The sequence below is a fragment of the Rossellomorea aquimaris genome, assembly GCF_000935355.1.
Classification (GTDB): domain Bacteria; phylum Bacillota; class Bacilli; order Bacillales; family Bacillaceae_B; genus Rossellomorea; species Rossellomorea aquimaris_B.
The window spans coordinates 95,581-111,631 of sequence record NZ_JXZC01000006.1; the positions used below are offsets into that span (position 1 = coordinate 95,581).

Sequence of the window (16,051 nt, forward strand, 5' to 3'; positions counted from 1 at the left end):
CTTGAGCCAGCAAGACTCTTTAAAGTTGTTTGGTGATGAAGAAATCTATATAAAAGGAAGGCATCTCGTTACGATTTTTCATAATGAGGAAAATCTTTATACGGTGGTCCGGATCCGGGTGGACGAAACGAATGATTCTTATGAAGACAAGGAAGCGGTCGTAACGGGGCACTTCCCTAAAATCCATGAAGATGAGACGTATGTGTTTTACGGGCGGTTTCAGGAACATCCCAAATTTGGCATGCAATTTCATGCCAAACACTTCAAGAAAGAAATCCCTCAATCCACACAAGGTGTCGTCCATTATCTATCAAGCGATTTATTTAAAGGAATAGGGAAGAAAACAGCCGAGAAGATCGTGGAGCATATCGGGGAAAATGCCATCACCAAAATTCTCGAAAATCCGGGCCTCTTAGATGAAATTCCTAAGCTTCCAAAGGAAAAGGCGAAGAGTATTTATGATACGCTTTCCGAGCATCAAGGCTTGGAGAGAGTCATGATTGTGCTGAATGACCTGGGATTCGGACCTCAGATCTCCATGAAGATCTATCAGGCCTATAAAGAGCAGGCCCTTGAAATCATCCAAAATAATCCTTATAAACTTGTAGAGGATATCGAAGGGATCGGTTTTACCCGTGCCGACGAATTAGGGTCTAAAATTGGATTAACCGGAAGTCATCCTGACCGTATTAAAGCAGGCTGTTTATATACCCTGGAACAAATTTGTGTCAAGCAGGGCCATGTTTATCTGGAAGCGGAAGAGCTGATTGTAACGGTAAAGGAGCTTCTCGAGAAAAGCCAGCCGGAGAAAATCGACTATACGGAAATTTCTAGTCAATTAGTTTCTTTGGAAGAAGAAAGTAAAGTAATAGGAGAAGGCACAAAGGTGTATGTTCCTTCTCTTTACTTCTCAGAAAAAGGAATCGTGACCAATATTGAAAAAATCTTGTCCCAGACCCAGTACAAAGACCAGTTCCCTCAATCCGAATTTCTTCTGTCACTCGGAGCACTCGAGGACCGTCTGGGAGTTCAATATGCACCTTCCCAAAAAGAAGCCATCGAAACGGCCTTAATGTCCCCCATGCTCCTGTTAACCGGAGGACCTGGTACCGGAAAGACGACTGTCATTCAAGGAATCGTCGAGCTGTTTGCTGACCTGCATGGCTGCTCATTGGATCCAAAGGATTACAAAGATGAACCATTTCCTGTCTTGTTGACAGCTCCGACAGGGCGAGCGGCAAAACGAATGACCGAATCCACGGGCCTCCCTGCCATGACGATACACCGTCTTTTAGGCTGGAACGGTCAAGAAGGATTTCAGAGTGATGAAGAACGGGCGATTGAAGGCAAGCTGCTGATCGTGGATGAGGTGTCCATGGTTGATACCTGGCTCGCCCATCAACTTTTGAAAGCTTTACCTGAGGATATCCAGGTGATCCTTGTCGGGGATGAAGATCAATTGCCATCTGTCGGACCTGGACAGGTACTAAAGGACCTCCTGAAATCGGAAGTGGTGCCGACGGTAAGGTTAACGGATATTTATAGACAAGAAGAGGGGTCCTCTATTATTGAACTTGCCCACTATATGAAAAGGGGGCAAGTCCCGGCTGATTTAACCCGTCAGCAAAAGGATCGGTCCTTCTTTCCCTGCAGGACCAATCAGATATCGGAAGTCGTTCAAAAAGTCGTTGAGAACGCGAAGAAAAAAGGGTACTCCCCAAAAGATATACAGGTACTTGCTCCTATGTACCGGGGCCCTGCCGGTATTGATCGATTAAATGAACTCCTACAGGAGATCTTTAATAGCAATGACGGGACCCGAAAAGAAATCGCGTTCGGAGATGTGAAATATCGCATTGGAGATAAAGTGCTTCAGCTTGTCAATCAGCCTGAAAACAATGTCTTCAATGGAGATATCGGTGAAATCGTCTCGATTTTCTATGCAAAGGAAAACACAGAGAAGCAGGATATGATCATTGTTTCTTACGAAGGCAACGAGGTCACCTACACACGACAGGATCTCATGCAAATTACCCATGCGTATTGCTGCTCGATCCATAAGTCACAAGGAAGCGAGTTTCCCATCGTGATTTTACCTGTGGTGAAAAGCTATTATCGCATGTTGCGAAGAAATCTCTTATACACTGCCATCACAAGAAGCAAGCAGTTCCTTATTCTTTGTGGAGAGCTGGACGCATTTACTCTTGGAGTTGAAAGAGAAGATGATTTTCTCCGTAAAACGACCCTAAGCGAAAAACTTAGAAATTTAACGGCTCCTGAAGCCGACGTAATCTCTTCTTCTGATGAGGATTTACCCATTGAAGAACTCTTGCTCAATGAAGATCCCATGATAGGAATGGATGGCATCAGCCCCTATGATTTTATGAATGCATAAGGTTAACGAATGAATATTTCTCAGGTGGAAATCATTCATTCGTTAACCTTTTTTTGTTGAGTTTATTAGGGTAAACACGTCACCTGCTCAATGTATTTAAGTTAACTAATATAAAAATTAAGTTGACATATATTTAAGTGAAGCGATATCCTTATGTTGTAGAAAAATGACAGATGGGGGAAGACAGATGAACAGAAAATTAAGGACAATCGATCTTACATTGGCAGGAATGTTTGTTGCGTTAATGGCTATCGGGGCAAACATTACTACATTTGTACCTTTCATGGTAGTGGGTGGTGTTCCCATTACATTACAAACGTTCTTTGCGATTTTAGCAGGAGCCATCCTGGGTAGCAGGGTCGGAGCCATTTCCATGTCGGTGTACGCATTAGTCGGATTAGTGGGTGTTCCTGTATTTGCAAGATTTGGAGCAGGGTTATCTTCCATTGTCAGTCCGACTTTCGGATTTATCGTTTCGTTTATTTTCACAGCTTACATTACAGGGAAAATCGTAGAGAAACACAAGGGGATCAAGGTTTACATTTTCGCGGCACTGGTCGGGATGGCTGTCAATTATGTGGTTGGTACGAACTGGATGTATGCAGCATACAAGCTTTGGGCTGCAGCTCCTGAAGGATTTACTTATAAACTTGCATGGGCCTGGATGGTGGTTCCTTTACCGAAAGACATCATATTGGCCGTATGTGCCGGATTAATGGCTCATCGTCTGGAGAAAACGGTGCTTTTAAAAAGTACATTTAAGAATTTAAAAAGAGCGGCTTAAACAAAAGGGGGAGAAGTTTATATGAAAACGTGGAAGGAACTGGCAGTTGGGGTAATCGAGGGTGAAGAATTGACGAATGAAGAGGCAATATCGATTTTACAAAGCCCGGATGATGAGCTTTTAGAATTATTACATAGCGCATATCTGATTCGAAAACATTATTATGGAAACAAAGTAAAATTAAACATGATCATCAATACGAAATCGGGTTTATGCCCTGAAAATTGCGGCTATTGTTCACAGTCCATCGTTTCAAAAGCACCGATCGAAAAATATCGCATGGTCGATAAAGAAACGATTTTAAAGGGAGCTGAAAATGCTCACCAACTTAATGTAGGTACCTATTGCATTGTTGCGAGTGGAAGAGGCCCGAGCAATCGTGAAGTGGATCATGTGGTTTCAGCGGTGAAGGAAATAAAAGAGCAATACAACTTAAAGGTATGTGCATGCCTGGGGTTATTAAAAGGTGACCAGGCAAAACGGCTGAAAGAAGCAGGAGTGGACCGTTACAACCATAACATCAATACTTCAGAAAATCATCATGAAAATATCACTACTTCCCATACATACGAAGACAGGGTGAATACGGTTGAGCAAGCGAAGGCACAAGGCATATCACCTTGCTCTGGAATCATTGTGGGAATGAAAGAAACGTTGCAGGATGTTGTTGATATGGCCCTCAGCCTAAAGGTGCTAGATGCTGACTCGATTCCAGTGAATTTTCTTCATGCGATTGACGGTACACCCCTCGAAGGAACGAATGAACTCGATCCGAGATATTGTTTAAAAGTCCTTTGTTTGATGCGCTTCATCAATCCAACAAAAGAAATCCGTATTTCCGGGGGACGGGAAGTGAACCTGCGCAGTTTACAGCCCCTGGGACTTTATCCGGCTAACTCGATCTTTGTTGGTGATTACTTAACAACCGCAGGCCAGGAAGGGACAGCCGATCACCAAATGCTTGAAGATCTGGGGTTTGAAATTGATTATGTAAAAGAAGAAAGGGAGCAGGTAACTTCATAAAAATCTGCTAAATATATTTAGGTGGGTGCTTTGGAAAAGGTTACTCATTATGAAATCAGGAAAATATCCCACACTATATAAGAACGGTGATTCACCGTTTGTGCGGATATTCTCATTAAACAAGTATAAATTGAGCCCGGATTGGTCATGATGGTAGGGAATAATCACCATTTTTGGTGTAACCAGAGGTGAGCCTTACCGATGAAGTGTCCAAATTGTCAGAGCAAAGATATCGGAAAGATCGGCATCAACCAATATTATTGTTGGGGTTGCTATATAGAACTTTCCTTGTCGAAAGGAGTCATTCATACTCATCAAGTAGAAGAGGATGGATCACTGAGCTCCTTAGACGACTTGTTTGATGAGGAAGAACGCCGACTAAGCTAGGAAGAGGTGTCTTTCTTGAACAAAACATTTGCATCCATCGTTGGTTTTGGAGCAGGAATCGCTGCTTCTATCTATTCTCAGAGATCCAATATGATGAACCAAAGACAAATGAAACGAATTCGTAAACAAGTAAAGAAACTTTTTTAACAGCATAAAAAGGCTGGCTTTCGGGTCAGTCTTTTTTTAATATTCCACTTAAAAATGATAAGTGGGAGTAATGATTATTTCTTATTTCAATTTAAGAAGTATTAAATGGATAGTAAATGAAGAAAAAATCACTAAATCTTTATCGACACAACAAGCTGTTATTTGGATATCAGCGGAATACCCAATATATCAGCGAAATCGTAATTTTATCAGCGGAATACCCGAAATATCAGCGAAATCGTAATTTTATCAGCGGAATACCCGAAATATCAGCGAAATCGTAATTTTATCAGCGGAATACCCGATATATCAGCGGCACCCCCCTCACCCATACTACTATCCCCTAAATTCCCTGTCAGGTCTGCCTTATCTGACCACGTATGTCCAATGAATAAAAAACCCTCCTACATTCCAACACTAGAGAAGAAGAGAGGAAGTGTTGATAATGGAAAAGAGACCCTATGCCAAATGGTTGTACCGACTTTCAATAGCTCTTATTTTTTCTTTATTCCTATATATTCTCTACTTATTAAAGCCTGTATGGCATCCGGTCCTGGAAGTATTGTTCTTTTCTCTCCTACCCTTCTTGATCGGGGGATTCATCGCCTATTTGCTTCATCCAATAGTAGAGAAAATCCATGAGGCTGGCATTCATAGAGGTATAGCGATCATGCTCATCTACATCCTTTTCTTCGGAGGATTAGGGTACGCGGTCTATAAGGGGACACCAATCATCATACATCAGCTGAAAGATTTATCAGAGAATGCGCCACTTTTTACAAAACAATACCAGAGGTGGCTGGACTATGTGCAAAGCGAGACCTCCACTTGGCCAGACGGAATACAATCACAATTAGAGGAAAGAATTGACGGGATCGAGGCCTGGTTGACGGGTCTGGTGGCAGTCGTTCTGGCCACTGTGATGAAGTTTATGAACAGCTTGCTTCTTGTTGCGATCATTCCCTTCGTATCTTTTTATTTATTAAAGGATATTACTAAGGTGAAAAAATTCCTTTGGCAGCTTATCCCAAAAAAATGGAAGAATAGCGCGATTTCATTCTCAAAGGATGTGGATGAATCGCTGGGAGGTTATATCCGGGGACAGCTTTTAGTTTGTTTGATCATTGGGGGACTTTCAGCATTGACACTCTGGTTGATCGGTATGAAATATCCCTTGATCCTCGGATTGATTATTGGAGTAACCAATGTAATCCCCTATTTCGGACCGATTATCGGAGCGGTTCCAGCTGCCATTGTGGCAAGTACCATCTCTGTCAATATGATGATATATGTCGTCATCATGGTCGTAGTTCTCCAATTCCTGGAGGGGAATATCTTATCACCCCTCATTGTCGGAAAAAGCCTTCATATGCATCCTCTGTTTATTATGGCTGCCCTTATCATCGGTGGTGAGGTAGGAGGAGTGATCGGCATGATTGTTGCAGTCCCTTTTTTAGCTGTGGTAAAAGTAGCTATTTTACATGGACGGACCCATTTCCTTCATGCAGCAGGGGAAGATTAGCTGAAAAATTAAGAATCAACATTGACAAATACAGTGAATATTTCTATAATCCAACATATACAAGTATTCGTATAAAATAATGCAATGAAGGATCGAGTACGTTATAGTCCATCTTATAGAGAGGGATTCCCCAGGCTGCAAGGGATTCCAGATGAAGGATAACCGAACGCTAATCCTGAGTGCAGGTAAAACCTGCCGTCTATCCGCGTTAAGGTGTTTTGAGGGATGAATATAAGAAAAGTCTAAGGGCTTTCCTTTATTCATAACCAGGGTGGTACCGCGAGAAACAGCTCTCGTCCCTGTTTTAGGGATGAGGGCTTTTTTGTATTCTTTTTTAACCATACATATAAAGGAGGAAGCTTGAAAATGAACAAATTAACAGGCGCAGAAATTCGTCAGAAGTTTTTAGATTTCTTTCAGGAAAAAGGACATGGTGTGGAGCCAAGTGCCTCATTAGTTCCCCATGAAGATCCGTCCCTTTTATGGATCAATAGTGGAGTAGCTACATTAAAGAAGTATTTTGATGGGCGTGTCATTCCTCAAAATCCAAGAATCGTGAATGCTCAAAAATCCATTCGTACAAATGACATCGAGAACGTAGGGAAAACAGCCCGTCATCATACGTTTTTCGAAATGCTTGGGAACTTCTCGATTGGGGATTATTTTAAAGTAGAAGCGATCGAATGGGCTTGGGAGTTCTTGACGGATGAAAAATGGGTCGGCTTCGATCCCGAGAAGCTTTCCGTTACCATTCACCCCGAAGATCATGAAGCATTTGATATTTGGAACAAAAAAGTGGGCGTACCAGCTGAACGGATCATCCGTATTGAAGGGAACTTCTGGGATATCGGGGAAGGTCCAAGTGGCCCGAATACAGAAATTTTCTACGATCGCGGGCCTGAATATGGGGACAATCCTGAAGACCCTGAATTATATCCGGGTGGAGAGAATGATCGTTACCTTGAGGTATGGAACCTTGTGTTCTCACAATTCAATCATAACCCTGACGGAACGTACACTCCGCTCCCTAAGAAAAATATTGATACAGGTATGGGACTTGAACGTATGGCATGTGTCGTACAAGAAGTACCTACAAACTTTGATACCGATTTATTTATGCCGATCATAAAGGCGACAGAAGAAATTTCCGGTAAGTCTTACGGTAAAGACAATGACATCGACGTAGCGTTCAAAGTCATCGCCGATCATATCAGAACGGTTGCCTTTGCCATCGGTGACGGAGCTCTTCCATCCAATGAAGGCCGCGGCTATGTCTTAAGAAGACTGCTTCGCCGTGCTGTTAGATTTGCGAAGCAAATTGAAATCAACCGTCCATTCATGTATGAATTGGTCCCGGTTGTTTCTGAAATCATGGTGGATTTCTACCCGGAAGTGAAACAAAAGGCTGAATTCATCCAAAAAGTAGTGAAAAATGAAGAAGATCGCTTCCACGAAACATTGAACGAGGGGTTAGCTATTCTTTCTTCCATCATCAAGGTACAAAAATCTGCAGGTAACAAGATCGTTCCTGGTGAGGATGTCTTCCGTTTGTATGATACGTACGGATTCCCGGTTGAATTAACGGAAGAATATGCAGAAGAAGAAGGATTAACAGTTGACCATGATGGTTTTGAAAAAGAAATGGAAGCTCAGCGTGAAAGAGCGAGATCGGCTCGCCAGGATGTAGGAAGCATGCAGGTGCAGGGTGGAGTCCTTAGTGACATCACGGTAGAAAGTCGCTTTGTAGGGTATGACACATTAGAAACGACTGCTACTATTCTTGAATTGTTGGTAGACAATGAACGCCAGCCGAAGGTCGATAAAGGACAGGAATGTCAATTCATTCTGGACCAGACACCTTTCTACGCAGAGAGCGGCGGACAAATCGGCGATAAAGGATACATTGAAGCCATGGGTGTGAAGGTTTTGGTGACAAACGTCAAGAAAGCGCCCAATGGTCAAAACCTTCACTCTGCCATCGTTGAAGAGGGTACGTTAGAGCAACATGCGCAGGTGCTAGCGAAAGTGTCCCGTGAATCCAGAACAAGAGTGGAGAAAAATCACACAGCTACTCACATCCTTCATCAGGCATTGAAAGATGTCCTTGGAGATCATGTAAACCAGGCAGGTTCATTAGTGGAACCAGATCGCCTGCGTTTCGACTTCTCTCATTTCGGTTCTGTTTCCCAGGAAGAGATTGAGCAGATCGAAACCATCGTCAATGAGAAGGTATGGAAGGCTATTTCAGTGAACACAGCCCTGAAATCATTATCAGAGGCAAAAGCGATGGGGGCTATGGCTTTATTCGGTGAAAAATACGGGGAAGAGGTTCGCGTCGTATCGATTGGAGAATATAGCTTAGAACTTTGTGGTGGCTGTCATGTAGCGAACACGTCTGAAATCGGATTATTTAAGATCCTTTCTGAAAGTGGAATCGGAGCAGGAACGAGAAGGATTGAAGCTGTTACAGCAGAGAATGCTTATAAAGTGTTGAATGATCAGGTTTCCCAACTGAAGGAAGTAGCAGGCAAACTTAAAGCGAATCCTAAAGAAGTCGTCAATCGCGTGGACTCTTTATTAGTGGAAATGAAAGAGCTTCAAAGAGAAAATGAATCATTATCCGCAAAGTTGTCTAACATAGAAGCAGGTAGCTTAACGGATCAAGTTAAAGTCATTGACGGGGTAAATGTTCTTTCCGCGAAAGTGGCTGCTGGAGATAGCAATGGATTACGTACAATGATGGATGATCTTAAACTTAAATTGGGCTCCGGGGTTATTGTATTGGCAACAACTGGGGACGACAAAGTTACGATCATTGCAGGAGTTACGAAGGACTTAGTCGAAAAAGGATATCATGCTGGAAAACTTGTTAAAGAAGTGGCTTCACGCTGTGGTGGAGGAGGCGGTGGCCGTCCGGACATGGCTCAAGCCGGGGGTAAACACCCGGAAAAAGTAGAAGAAGCACTGCAAATTGTAGAAGAATGGGTCAAATCCATTTAACTCCTTGTGAAAGTGGTGTACAATGTAGGTAACGATTAACAATTCGGTTGTCAAAAAGACAAGCCTAAAGAGAGGTGCTAAAAATGAGTTCTTTTGACAAAACGATGCGGTTTGATTTTTCAGAGGAGCCGTTCGAACATGACGTGAAGGAAGTACTCCTGCAGGTTCATGATGCTCTTCAAGAAAAAGGGTACAACCCGATCAATCAAATCGTAGGGTACTTATTATCTGGAGATCCTGCTTACATTCCTAGACATCAAGATGCCAGAAATATCATCCGCCGTTTAGAACGTGATGAGATCATCGAAGAATTAGTCAAATCGTATTTGAAACAGCACAAAGAGGGATAATACATGCGTGTAATGGGTTTAGACGTCGGCTCTAAAACAGTGGGAGTCGCAATTAGCGATGAGCTTGGTTGGACTGCTCAAGGAATTGAAACGATTAAGATTGACGAAGATCAAGGTGTGTTCCGGATCGACCGATTAAAGGAACTTGCCGAAGAGTACCAGGTGGGTACAGTTGTAGTCGGATTGCCTAAAAATATGAACAACTCAATTGGTCCCCGTGGAGAAGCGTCTAAAGCTTATGGAGAATTGATTCAGCAAGAGTTATCCCTTCCCGTTAAATATTGGGATGAGCGACTGAGTACAATGGCAGCTGAACGAGTCCTTTTAGAGGCCGATGTAAGTAGGAAGAAACGTAAGAAAGTAATTGATAAAATGGCTGCGATGATGATCCTTCAAGGATTTCTTGACAGCCAAAAATAATGAGGTGAATGTTCATGGAACACGGTGAAAAACAAATTACAGTAGTTGACGAACAAGGAAATGAACAATTATGCGAGGTTCTTTTCACGTTTGAATCAGATAAATTCAATAAATCATATGTCCTGTACTATCCATTGGGTGCAGATGAGAATGATGAAGAAGAAATCGAAATTCACGCGTCTGCTTTCCTTCCGGGAGACGAAGGTCAAGAAGGCGAATTAAAGCCGATTGAAACAGAAGAAGAGTGGGACATGATCGAAGAAATGTTAAACACTTTCTTGGACGAAGAAGAAGACGCAGAATAAGCAATAAGCTATAGCTTCATAAGAAACAGGGACCGCAAAAAGGGACAAAAAATTCACCTTTTTGCAGGTCCCTGTTTCACTTTGTGCAAAATATTGTATAATAGTGGAGATGATGTCGAATTACGCACAACGGATATCCCGCTTTTTTGCTCGAAAGGGGGAAATATAGCTTTGAAAAAAAACATAAAAGAAACGCTTATGAAAAAACTGCTGGAGAGACAAGAGGAGGCAAAGGTCATTAGAAAAATAGTAGGACTTGTCATTCTTTGTCTTGTCATCATTATTGGAGGAACGGCCATCGGTGGGTACCTTTATATAAGTTCAGCCTTAAAACCCGTCGACTCGGACAATACGAAACCAGTAAAAGTCGAAATACCCATAGGCTCTGGAGTGACGTCCATCGGGAACATTCTGGAGGAAGAAGGAATCGTTAAGAATTCAACGGTCTTTAAATACTATGTGAAATTTAACAATGAATCCGGTTTTCAGGCAGGTTCTTATGACTTGACACCTTCCATGACATTAAATGAAATTGTTAACAGCTTAAAAACAGGGAAGGTAATGAGGAAAGCAGAGTTTAAGATTACCGTACCCGAGGGATTGCAACTAGATCAAATCGCTGAGATCATTGCTGATAAGTCCCCATATAAGAAAGAGGAAATTGAAAAAAAATTAAATGATAAGAAATGGCTCGAGCAATTAAAACAGGAATATCCGGCACTGATAACTGATGAAATATTAAATGAACAAATTAAGCGTCCGTTAGAAGGGTATCTATATCCTGCGACATATCCTTTCTATGAGAAGAAGCCTTCTTTAGAAGCGATCTTAACGAAAATGATTGCACAAACGAACGAAGTCCTCGCTCAATATGAAGGGGCGATGGCAGATAGGGAATACACCGCCCATGAGCTTCTTACGTTATCTTCCCTTATTGAAGAAGAAGCAACGGAAAAAGCAGACAGAGGGAAAATCTCAAGTGTTTTCTATAATCGTATTGAGGAAGGCATGCCTCTTCAAACCGATCCTACAGTGCTTTATGCATTAGGCAAGCATAAAAAAAGAACCGTCTACAAAGATCTTGAAGTGGATTCACCATATAACACTTATCAAGTGAAGGGGTTGCCGCCGGGGCCGATCGCAAATGCCGGTGTGTCTTCGATTGAAGCTGCTTTAGAACCAGAAGATACAGAGTATTACTATTTCCTGGCTTCTTCAAATGGATCCGTTTATTATTCTGAAACTTTAGAAGAACATAACGATAAAAAGGCGAAGTACATTACAAACAAAGAAGAATAGCATTTTTGAGGAGAGGAAAGAAACATTCGCTTTCCTCTTCTCTATGTGGTAAAATAGTACAAGTTATTTTTATATACGGGCGATATCTTTATGAAGATGTGTGTGAAGTAGAAAGCTCATTGTAGCTTTCTTCTTTTCATGTTGTCTGAGAATGGATCGTTTACCCCGGACCACTTATGAACATGATCGTGAGGCTTATTTATGAACGAACAAGTTATTCACTATATAGAATCAATCGTGAAAGAACGTCCTGCATTAATAGCAGAGATGGAACAATATGCCGAGCTCCATAATGTACCCATTATGGAGCTGGTAGGAATCGAAGCACTCCTTGGTATGTTAAGGATTCAACAGCCGAAACGGATCCTTGAAATCGGAACGGCTATTGGATATTCCGCTCTCAGGATGGCGGAGGCTCTTCCCCATTCGACAATCGTTACACTTGAACGTGATGAAGAAAGGTTTGACGCAGCAGAGAGCTTCCTCTCCCGTTCAGAGGACGGTAAGAGGGTCGTAACTTTATTCGGTGATGCCCTGGAACTTGGGGAGGAAGTGGCGAAGCACGGTCCTTTTGATGCGATTTTCATTGATGCGGCCAAGGGACAATACCTTAAATTCTTTGAGCTTTATTCTGAAATGCTGTCAGATGAAGGGGTCGTCTACTCGGATAATGTCCTGTTCAAGGGACTTGTCGCTCAAGAAGAGGTAGAGCAGAAAAGAATCCGGAACATGGTCAAGAAACTACAGAATTATAATGCATGGCTTATGAACCATGAGCAATTTAATACGAGTATTTTACCCGTTGGAGACGGTATTGCCATCAGTAAAAAAAGAGGTGAACGCTCATGAAAAAACCAGAATTACTTGTAACCCCTGTCTCTGTTTCTGACATTGAAGCGTTAGCATTGGCGGGAGCGGATGCGTTTATGATCGGTGAACAAAGGTATGGCTTGAGGCTTGCTGGAGAGTTTTCAAGAGAAGATGTAGCCGAAGCAATCAAAGCGGCACACAAACACGGTAGAAAAGTGTATGTAGCCATGAACGCCCTTTTCCATAATGATAAAATTTCCGAACTTGACGACTACATTGCATTTCTTCAAGAAGCAGGCGCGGATGCGATTGTGTTCGGCGATCCTGCTGTGTTAATGGCTGCCCGTGAAGTGGCACCGGATATGTTGCTCCATTGGAATACCGAAACGACTGCCACCAATTGGTACACGTGTAATTATTGGGGCAGAAAAGGGGCGAAACGTGCTGTACTCGCCCGGGAATTAAGCATGGATTCCATTGTGGAAATGAAAGAGAATGCAGAGGTTGAAATCGAGGTCCAGGTCCACGGTATGACATGCATGTTCCAATCAAAACGCTCTTTACTTGGCAACTACTTTGAGTATAGAGGCAAGGCGATGGAGATTGAGAACCGTAAAGAACAACGAAATATGTTCCTGCACGATGAAGAGCGTCATAATAAATATCCAATCTATGAAGATGAGAACGGCACTCATATTATGAGTCCAAATGATATGTGCATTGTTGATGAGCTGGGTGAAATGATTGAGGCAGGCATTGATTCTTTCAAAATAGATGGGGTATTAAAATCATCAGATTATATTTTGGAAGTGACGAAACTATATCGAAAAGCCATTGATTTATGTGTAGAAGACGAAGATCAATACGAAGAGAAAAAAGACGATTTGCTGGAAGAAGCGAAGAACCTGCAACCGGAAAATCGTCCTCTGGATACGGGATTCTTCTTTAAAGAAACGGTGTATTGAGAATGAAATATTGTTTGATCAGAACGGAGGAGTTACGATGACCACGGTTGTGAAAAAACCTATATCCAAGATGGTAGATGGAAAGCGTGTCATTGTGAAGAAACCTGAGTTACTGGCTCCTGCTGGTAATCTTGAAAAATTGAAAATAGCTGTCCATTACGGTGCAGATGCAGTCTATATTGGCGGACAGGAGTATGGTCTGCGGTCAAACGCCGGAAATTTCACACTCGACCAAATGAAAGAGGGCGTGGAGTTTGCGAGAGGCTATGGTGCCAAAATATATGTGACAACCAACATCTATGCCCATAATGAGAATATGGATGGTCTTGAAGACTACTTGCGTGGACTTCAAGAAGCCGGAGTCGCCGGGATTATTGTGGCAGATCCACTCATCATTGAAACATGCCGGAGGGTCGCTCCGAATGTTGAGGTGCATTTAAGTACCCAGCAGTCCCTTTCAAACTGGAAAGCGGTTCAGTTCTGGAAGGAAGAAGGACTTGATCGAGTGGTATTAGCCCGTGAAGCAAGCGGCGACGAAATCCGTGAAATGAAAGAAAAAGTGGATATTGAAATCGAGACCTTTATCCATGGGGCTATGTGCATTGCCTACTCCGGCCGCTGTACACTAAGTAACCATATGACGGCCCGTGACTCAAATCGTGGCGGGTGCTGTCAATCATGCCGTTGGGATTATGATTTATATGAAGTCGATGAAGGTAATGAAAATCCTCTTTACGACAACGGTGATGCACCTTTCGCCATGAGTCCGAAAGATTTAAAGCTGGTTGAATCGATTCCGAGAATGATTGAATTGGGCATTGACAGCTTGAAAATAGAGGGTCGTATGAAGTCCATTCACTACGTAGCCACTGTCGTAAGTGTATACCGTAAAGTGATTGACGAATACTGTAAAGATCCCGATAACTTTGTGATTCAGCAAGAATGGCTGGAAGAACTTGATAAATGTGCGAACCGTGATACGGCCCCTGCGTTCTTTGAGGGGGTTCCCGGCTTCAAGGAGCAAATGTTTGGTGTTCATAATAAGAAAAACACAAATTATGAATTTGTCGGACTTGTGTTAGATTACGACGAAGAAACGCAAATTGTCACCCTGCAACAGAGAAACCATTTTACAACAGGTCAAGAAGTAGAATTTTTCGGACCTGAAATCTCAAACTTCACGCAAGTTGTCGAGAAGATGTGGGATGAAAAGGGAAATGAGCTTGATGTTGCACGTCACCCATTACAAATTGTGAAATTCAAGGTTCATCAGAGAGTATATCCTGATAACATGATGCGAAAGGAGAACACCTAATACTTATGAAGCATAAACCAGTTGTGATTGGTGTAGCAGGAGGATCGGGCTCAGGTAAAACTAGTGTTACCAAAGCTATTTATGAGCAATTCCAAGGTCATTCGATTTTAATGCTGCAGCAGGACTATTATTATAAAGATCAATCAAATCTACCTTTTGAGGAACGTTTGAAAACAAATTATGATCATCCATTGGCATTTGATAATGATCTATTGATTCAACATCTGCACGGTCTTTTAGATCATCAACCCGTAAATAAACCGGTATATGATTATAAAATGCACACCCGTTCAGACGACACCATCCTCGTCGAACCGAAAGATGTTATTATTTTAGAAGGAATTTTAGTATTAGAAGATGAAAGATTGCGTAACTTAATGGATATTAAGCTATATGTAGATACAGATGCCGATCTTCGCATCATCAGAAGGATGCTTCGTGATATTAAAGAACGGGGCCGTTCCATTGATTCCGTCATTGATCAATACATTACAGTTGTTCGTCCTATGCATAATCAATTTATCGAACCGACGAAGCGATATGCTGATGTGATCATTCCTGAAGGTGGTCATAATCACGTGGCAATCGATTTAATGGTAACAAAAATTCAAACTATTCTTGAACAAAAGTCATTTTTGTAATACGATAGCATAGATAAAGACATATAGGCGAGATTACATTTCCCACATTGTAAAGAAGCAGGGAATGGAGAGAGAAGGAATTCTCTCTCCATTCCCTACCTTTACATAACTAGCAAATGAATATTTACATAAAGAGTATGGGGAACTCTTAGTTAGAAGAAGGAGTGAAGAGGGTCATGAGTACAGAAAAAGTATTTCCGATGACAGCAGAAGGTAAAGAGAAGCTAGAAAAAGAACTGGAGAATTTGAAAACGGTTAAACGTAAAGAAGTCGTTGAGCGAATTAAAATCGCCCGAAGCTTTGGAGATTTATCCGAGAACTCGGAGTACGACGCAGCGAAAGATGAACAAGCATTCGTCGAAGGGCGTATTTCTACTTTAGAAAACATGATTCGCAATGCGAAAATCATTCAAGAAGATGATATGAACTCAGATACAGTACAATTAGGTAAGAAAGTAACGTTCGTTGAACTGCCTGACGGAGACAAAGAAACATACACAATCGTCGGTAGTGCAGAAGCGGATCCATTTGAGGGGAAAATCTCAAATGATTCACCGATCGCGAAAAGCCTTCTTGGTCATAAAGTAGGCGCGAAAGTAAGCGTTCAAACTCCAGGTGGAGAAATGAATGTGGAAATTGTAGAAGTAAGTTGATTACGTAGGAGGGACTCATTAGTGAGTCTCTTCTT

The 16,051-nt window shown here is 42.1% G+C and carries 16 protein-coding genes and 1 other annotated feature; all 16 genes read left to right on the forward strand.

The window, feature by feature from the left end:
- Position 1 precedes the first annotated feature (1 nt).
- Complete coding sequence (gene recD2 / locus TV75_RS14755; protein WP_044339558.1) at positions 2 to 2,395, forward strand: SF1B family DNA helicase RecD2; 2,394 nt, start codon at positions 2 to 4, stop codon at positions 2,393 to 2,395.
- 187 nt (positions 2,396 to 2,582) lie between these two features.
- Entirely contained in the window at positions 2,583 to 3,179 is a 597-nt protein-coding gene (locus tag TV75_RS14760) for a biotin transporter BioY (protein WP_044339559.1), read from the forward strand.
- 21 nt (positions 3,180 to 3,200) lie between these two features.
- Complete coding sequence (gene bioB, locus TV75_RS14765) at positions 3,201 to 4,202, forward strand: biotin synthase BioB (protein WP_044339560.1); 1,002 nt, start codon at positions 3,201 to 3,203, stop codon at positions 4,200 to 4,202.
- Between the two features lie 201 nt (positions 4,203 to 4,403).
- Complete coding sequence (locus TV75_RS22390) at positions 4,404 to 4,589, forward strand: hypothetical protein (RefSeq protein ID WP_034757353.1); 186 nt, start codon at positions 4,404 to 4,406, stop codon at positions 4,587 to 4,589.
- 6 nt (positions 4,590 to 4,595) lie between these two features.
- On the forward strand, positions 4,596 to 4,736 hold the full coding sequence (locus tag TV75_RS21575; protein WP_113971292.1) for a YrzQ family protein: 141 nt from the start codon (positions 4,596 to 4,598) through the stop codon (positions 4,734 to 4,736).
- Positions 4,737 to 5,181: 445 nt separating this feature from the next.
- Positions 5,182 to 6,258 carry an AI-2E family transporter gene (locus TV75_RS14775; RefSeq protein WP_044339561.1) on the forward strand — a complete coding sequence of 359 codons (1,077 nt, stop codon included), beginning with the start codon at positions 5,182 to 5,184 and terminating at the stop codon, positions 6,256 to 6,258.
- Positions 6,259 to 6,333: 75 nt separating this feature from the next.
- Positions 6,334 to 6,562: a binding site (T-box leader), on the forward strand.
- Between the two features lie 62 nt (positions 6,563 to 6,624).
- On the forward strand, positions 6,625 to 9,258 hold the full coding sequence (alaS, locus tag TV75_RS14780) for an alanine--tRNA ligase (protein WP_044339562.1): 2,634 nt from the start codon (positions 6,625 to 6,627) through the stop codon (positions 9,256 to 9,258).
- 83 nt (positions 9,259 to 9,341) lie between these two features.
- Positions 9,342 to 9,608, forward strand: a complete 267-nt coding sequence (locus tag TV75_RS14785) for an IreB family regulatory phosphoprotein (RefSeq protein ID WP_034757362.1) — start codon at positions 9,342 to 9,344, stop codon at positions 9,606 to 9,608.
- Positions 9,609 to 9,611: 3 nt separating this feature from the next.
- The gene (ruvX, locus tag TV75_RS14790) at positions 9,612 to 10,028 is read left to right on the forward strand and encodes a Holliday junction resolvase RuvX (RefSeq protein ID WP_044339563.1); all 417 of its coding nucleotides are present in this window, start codon (positions 9,612 to 9,614) and stop codon (positions 10,026 to 10,028) included.
- A gap of 14 nt (positions 10,029 to 10,042) precedes the next feature.
- On the forward strand, positions 10,043 to 10,333 hold the full coding sequence (locus TV75_RS14795) for a DUF1292 domain-containing protein (RefSeq protein WP_044339564.1): 291 nt from the start codon (positions 10,043 to 10,045) through the stop codon (positions 10,331 to 10,333).
- A 198-nt stretch (positions 10,334 to 10,531) separates the two neighbouring features.
- Positions 10,532 to 11,632, forward strand: coding sequence for an endolytic transglycosylase MltG (mltG, locus tag TV75_RS14800; protein ID WP_044339683.1), 1,101 nt, complete (start codon positions 10,532 to 10,534; stop codon positions 11,630 to 11,632).
- 201 nt (positions 11,633 to 11,833) lie between these two features.
- On the forward strand, positions 11,834 to 12,481 hold the full coding sequence (locus TV75_RS14805) for an O-methyltransferase (RefSeq protein ID WP_044339565.1): 648 nt from the start codon (positions 11,834 to 11,836) through the stop codon (positions 12,479 to 12,481).
- Positions 12,478 to 13,407, forward strand: coding sequence for a peptidase U32 family protein (locus tag TV75_RS14810; protein WP_044339566.1), 930 nt, complete (start codon positions 12,478 to 12,480; stop codon positions 13,405 to 13,407). The genes TV75_RS14805 and TV75_RS14810 overlap by 4 nt, the downstream gene beginning before the upstream one ends.
- Before the next feature lie 37 nt (positions 13,408 to 13,444).
- Positions 13,445 to 14,722, forward strand: a complete 1,278-nt coding sequence (locus TV75_RS14815; protein WP_044339567.1) for a peptidase U32 family protein — start codon at positions 13,445 to 13,447, stop codon at positions 14,720 to 14,722.
- A gap of 5 nt (positions 14,723 to 14,727) precedes the next feature.
- Positions 14,728 to 15,363: a uridine kinase gene (gene udk, locus TV75_RS14820; RefSeq protein ID WP_044339568.1), complete on the forward strand. Its 636-nt coding sequence runs from the start codon at positions 14,728 to 14,730 to the stop codon at positions 15,361 to 15,363.
- A 176-nt stretch (positions 15,364 to 15,539) separates the two neighbouring features.
- The gene (gene greA / locus TV75_RS14825) at positions 15,540 to 16,016 is read left to right on the forward strand and encodes a transcription elongation factor GreA (RefSeq protein ID WP_044339569.1); all 477 of its coding nucleotides are present in this window, start codon (positions 15,540 to 15,542) and stop codon (positions 16,014 to 16,016) included.
- Positions 16,017 to 16,051 lie beyond the last annotated feature (35 nt).

Bases quoted from the DNA above. Each gene is read 5' to 3' on its own strand.
- TV75_RS14760 (WP_044339559.1), top strand. From the start codon at position 2,583: ATGAACAGAAAATTAAGGACAATCGATCTTACATTGGCAGGAATGTTT.
- bioB (WP_044339560.1), top strand. From the start codon at position 3,201: ATGAAAACGTGGAAGGAACTGGCAGTTGGGGTAATCGAGGGTGAAGAA.
- TV75_RS22390 (WP_034757353.1), top strand. From the start codon at position 4,404: ATGAAGTGTCCAAATTGTCAGAGCAAAGATATCGGAAAGATCGGCATC.
- TV75_RS14775 (WP_044339561.1), top strand. From the start codon at position 5,182: ATGGAAAAGAGACCCTATGCCAAATGGTTGTACCGACTTTCAATAGCT.
- alaS (WP_044339562.1), top strand. From the start codon at position 6,625: ATGAACAAATTAACAGGCGCAGAAATTCGTCAGAAGTTTTTAGATTTC.
- TV75_RS14785 (WP_034757362.1), top strand. From the start codon at position 9,342: ATGAGTTCTTTTGACAAAACGATGCGGTTTGATTTTTCAGAGGAGCCG.
- ruvX (WP_044339563.1), top strand. From the start codon at position 9,612: ATGCGTGTAATGGGTTTAGACGTCGGCTCTAAAACAGTGGGAGTCGCA.
- TV75_RS14795 (WP_044339564.1), top strand. From the start codon at position 10,043: ATGGAACACGGTGAAAAACAAATTACAGTAGTTGACGAACAAGGAAAT.
- mltG (WP_044339683.1), top strand. From the start codon at position 10,532: ATGAAAAAACTGCTGGAGAGACAAGAGGAGGCAAAGGTCATTAGAAAA.
- TV75_RS14805 (WP_044339565.1), top strand. From the start codon at position 11,834: ATGAACGAACAAGTTATTCACTATATAGAATCAATCGTGAAAGAACGT.
- TV75_RS14810 (WP_044339566.1), top strand. From the start codon at position 12,478: ATGAAAAAACCAGAATTACTTGTAACCCCTGTCTCTGTTTCTGACATT.
- TV75_RS14815 (WP_044339567.1), top strand. From the start codon at position 13,445: ATGACCACGGTTGTGAAAAAACCTATATCCAAGATGGTAGATGGAAAG.
- udk (WP_044339568.1), top strand. From the start codon at position 14,728: ATGAAGCATAAACCAGTTGTGATTGGTGTAGCAGGAGGATCGGGCTCA.
- greA (WP_044339569.1), top strand. From the start codon at position 15,540: ATGAGTACAGAAAAAGTATTTCCGATGACAGCAGAAGGTAAAGAGAAG.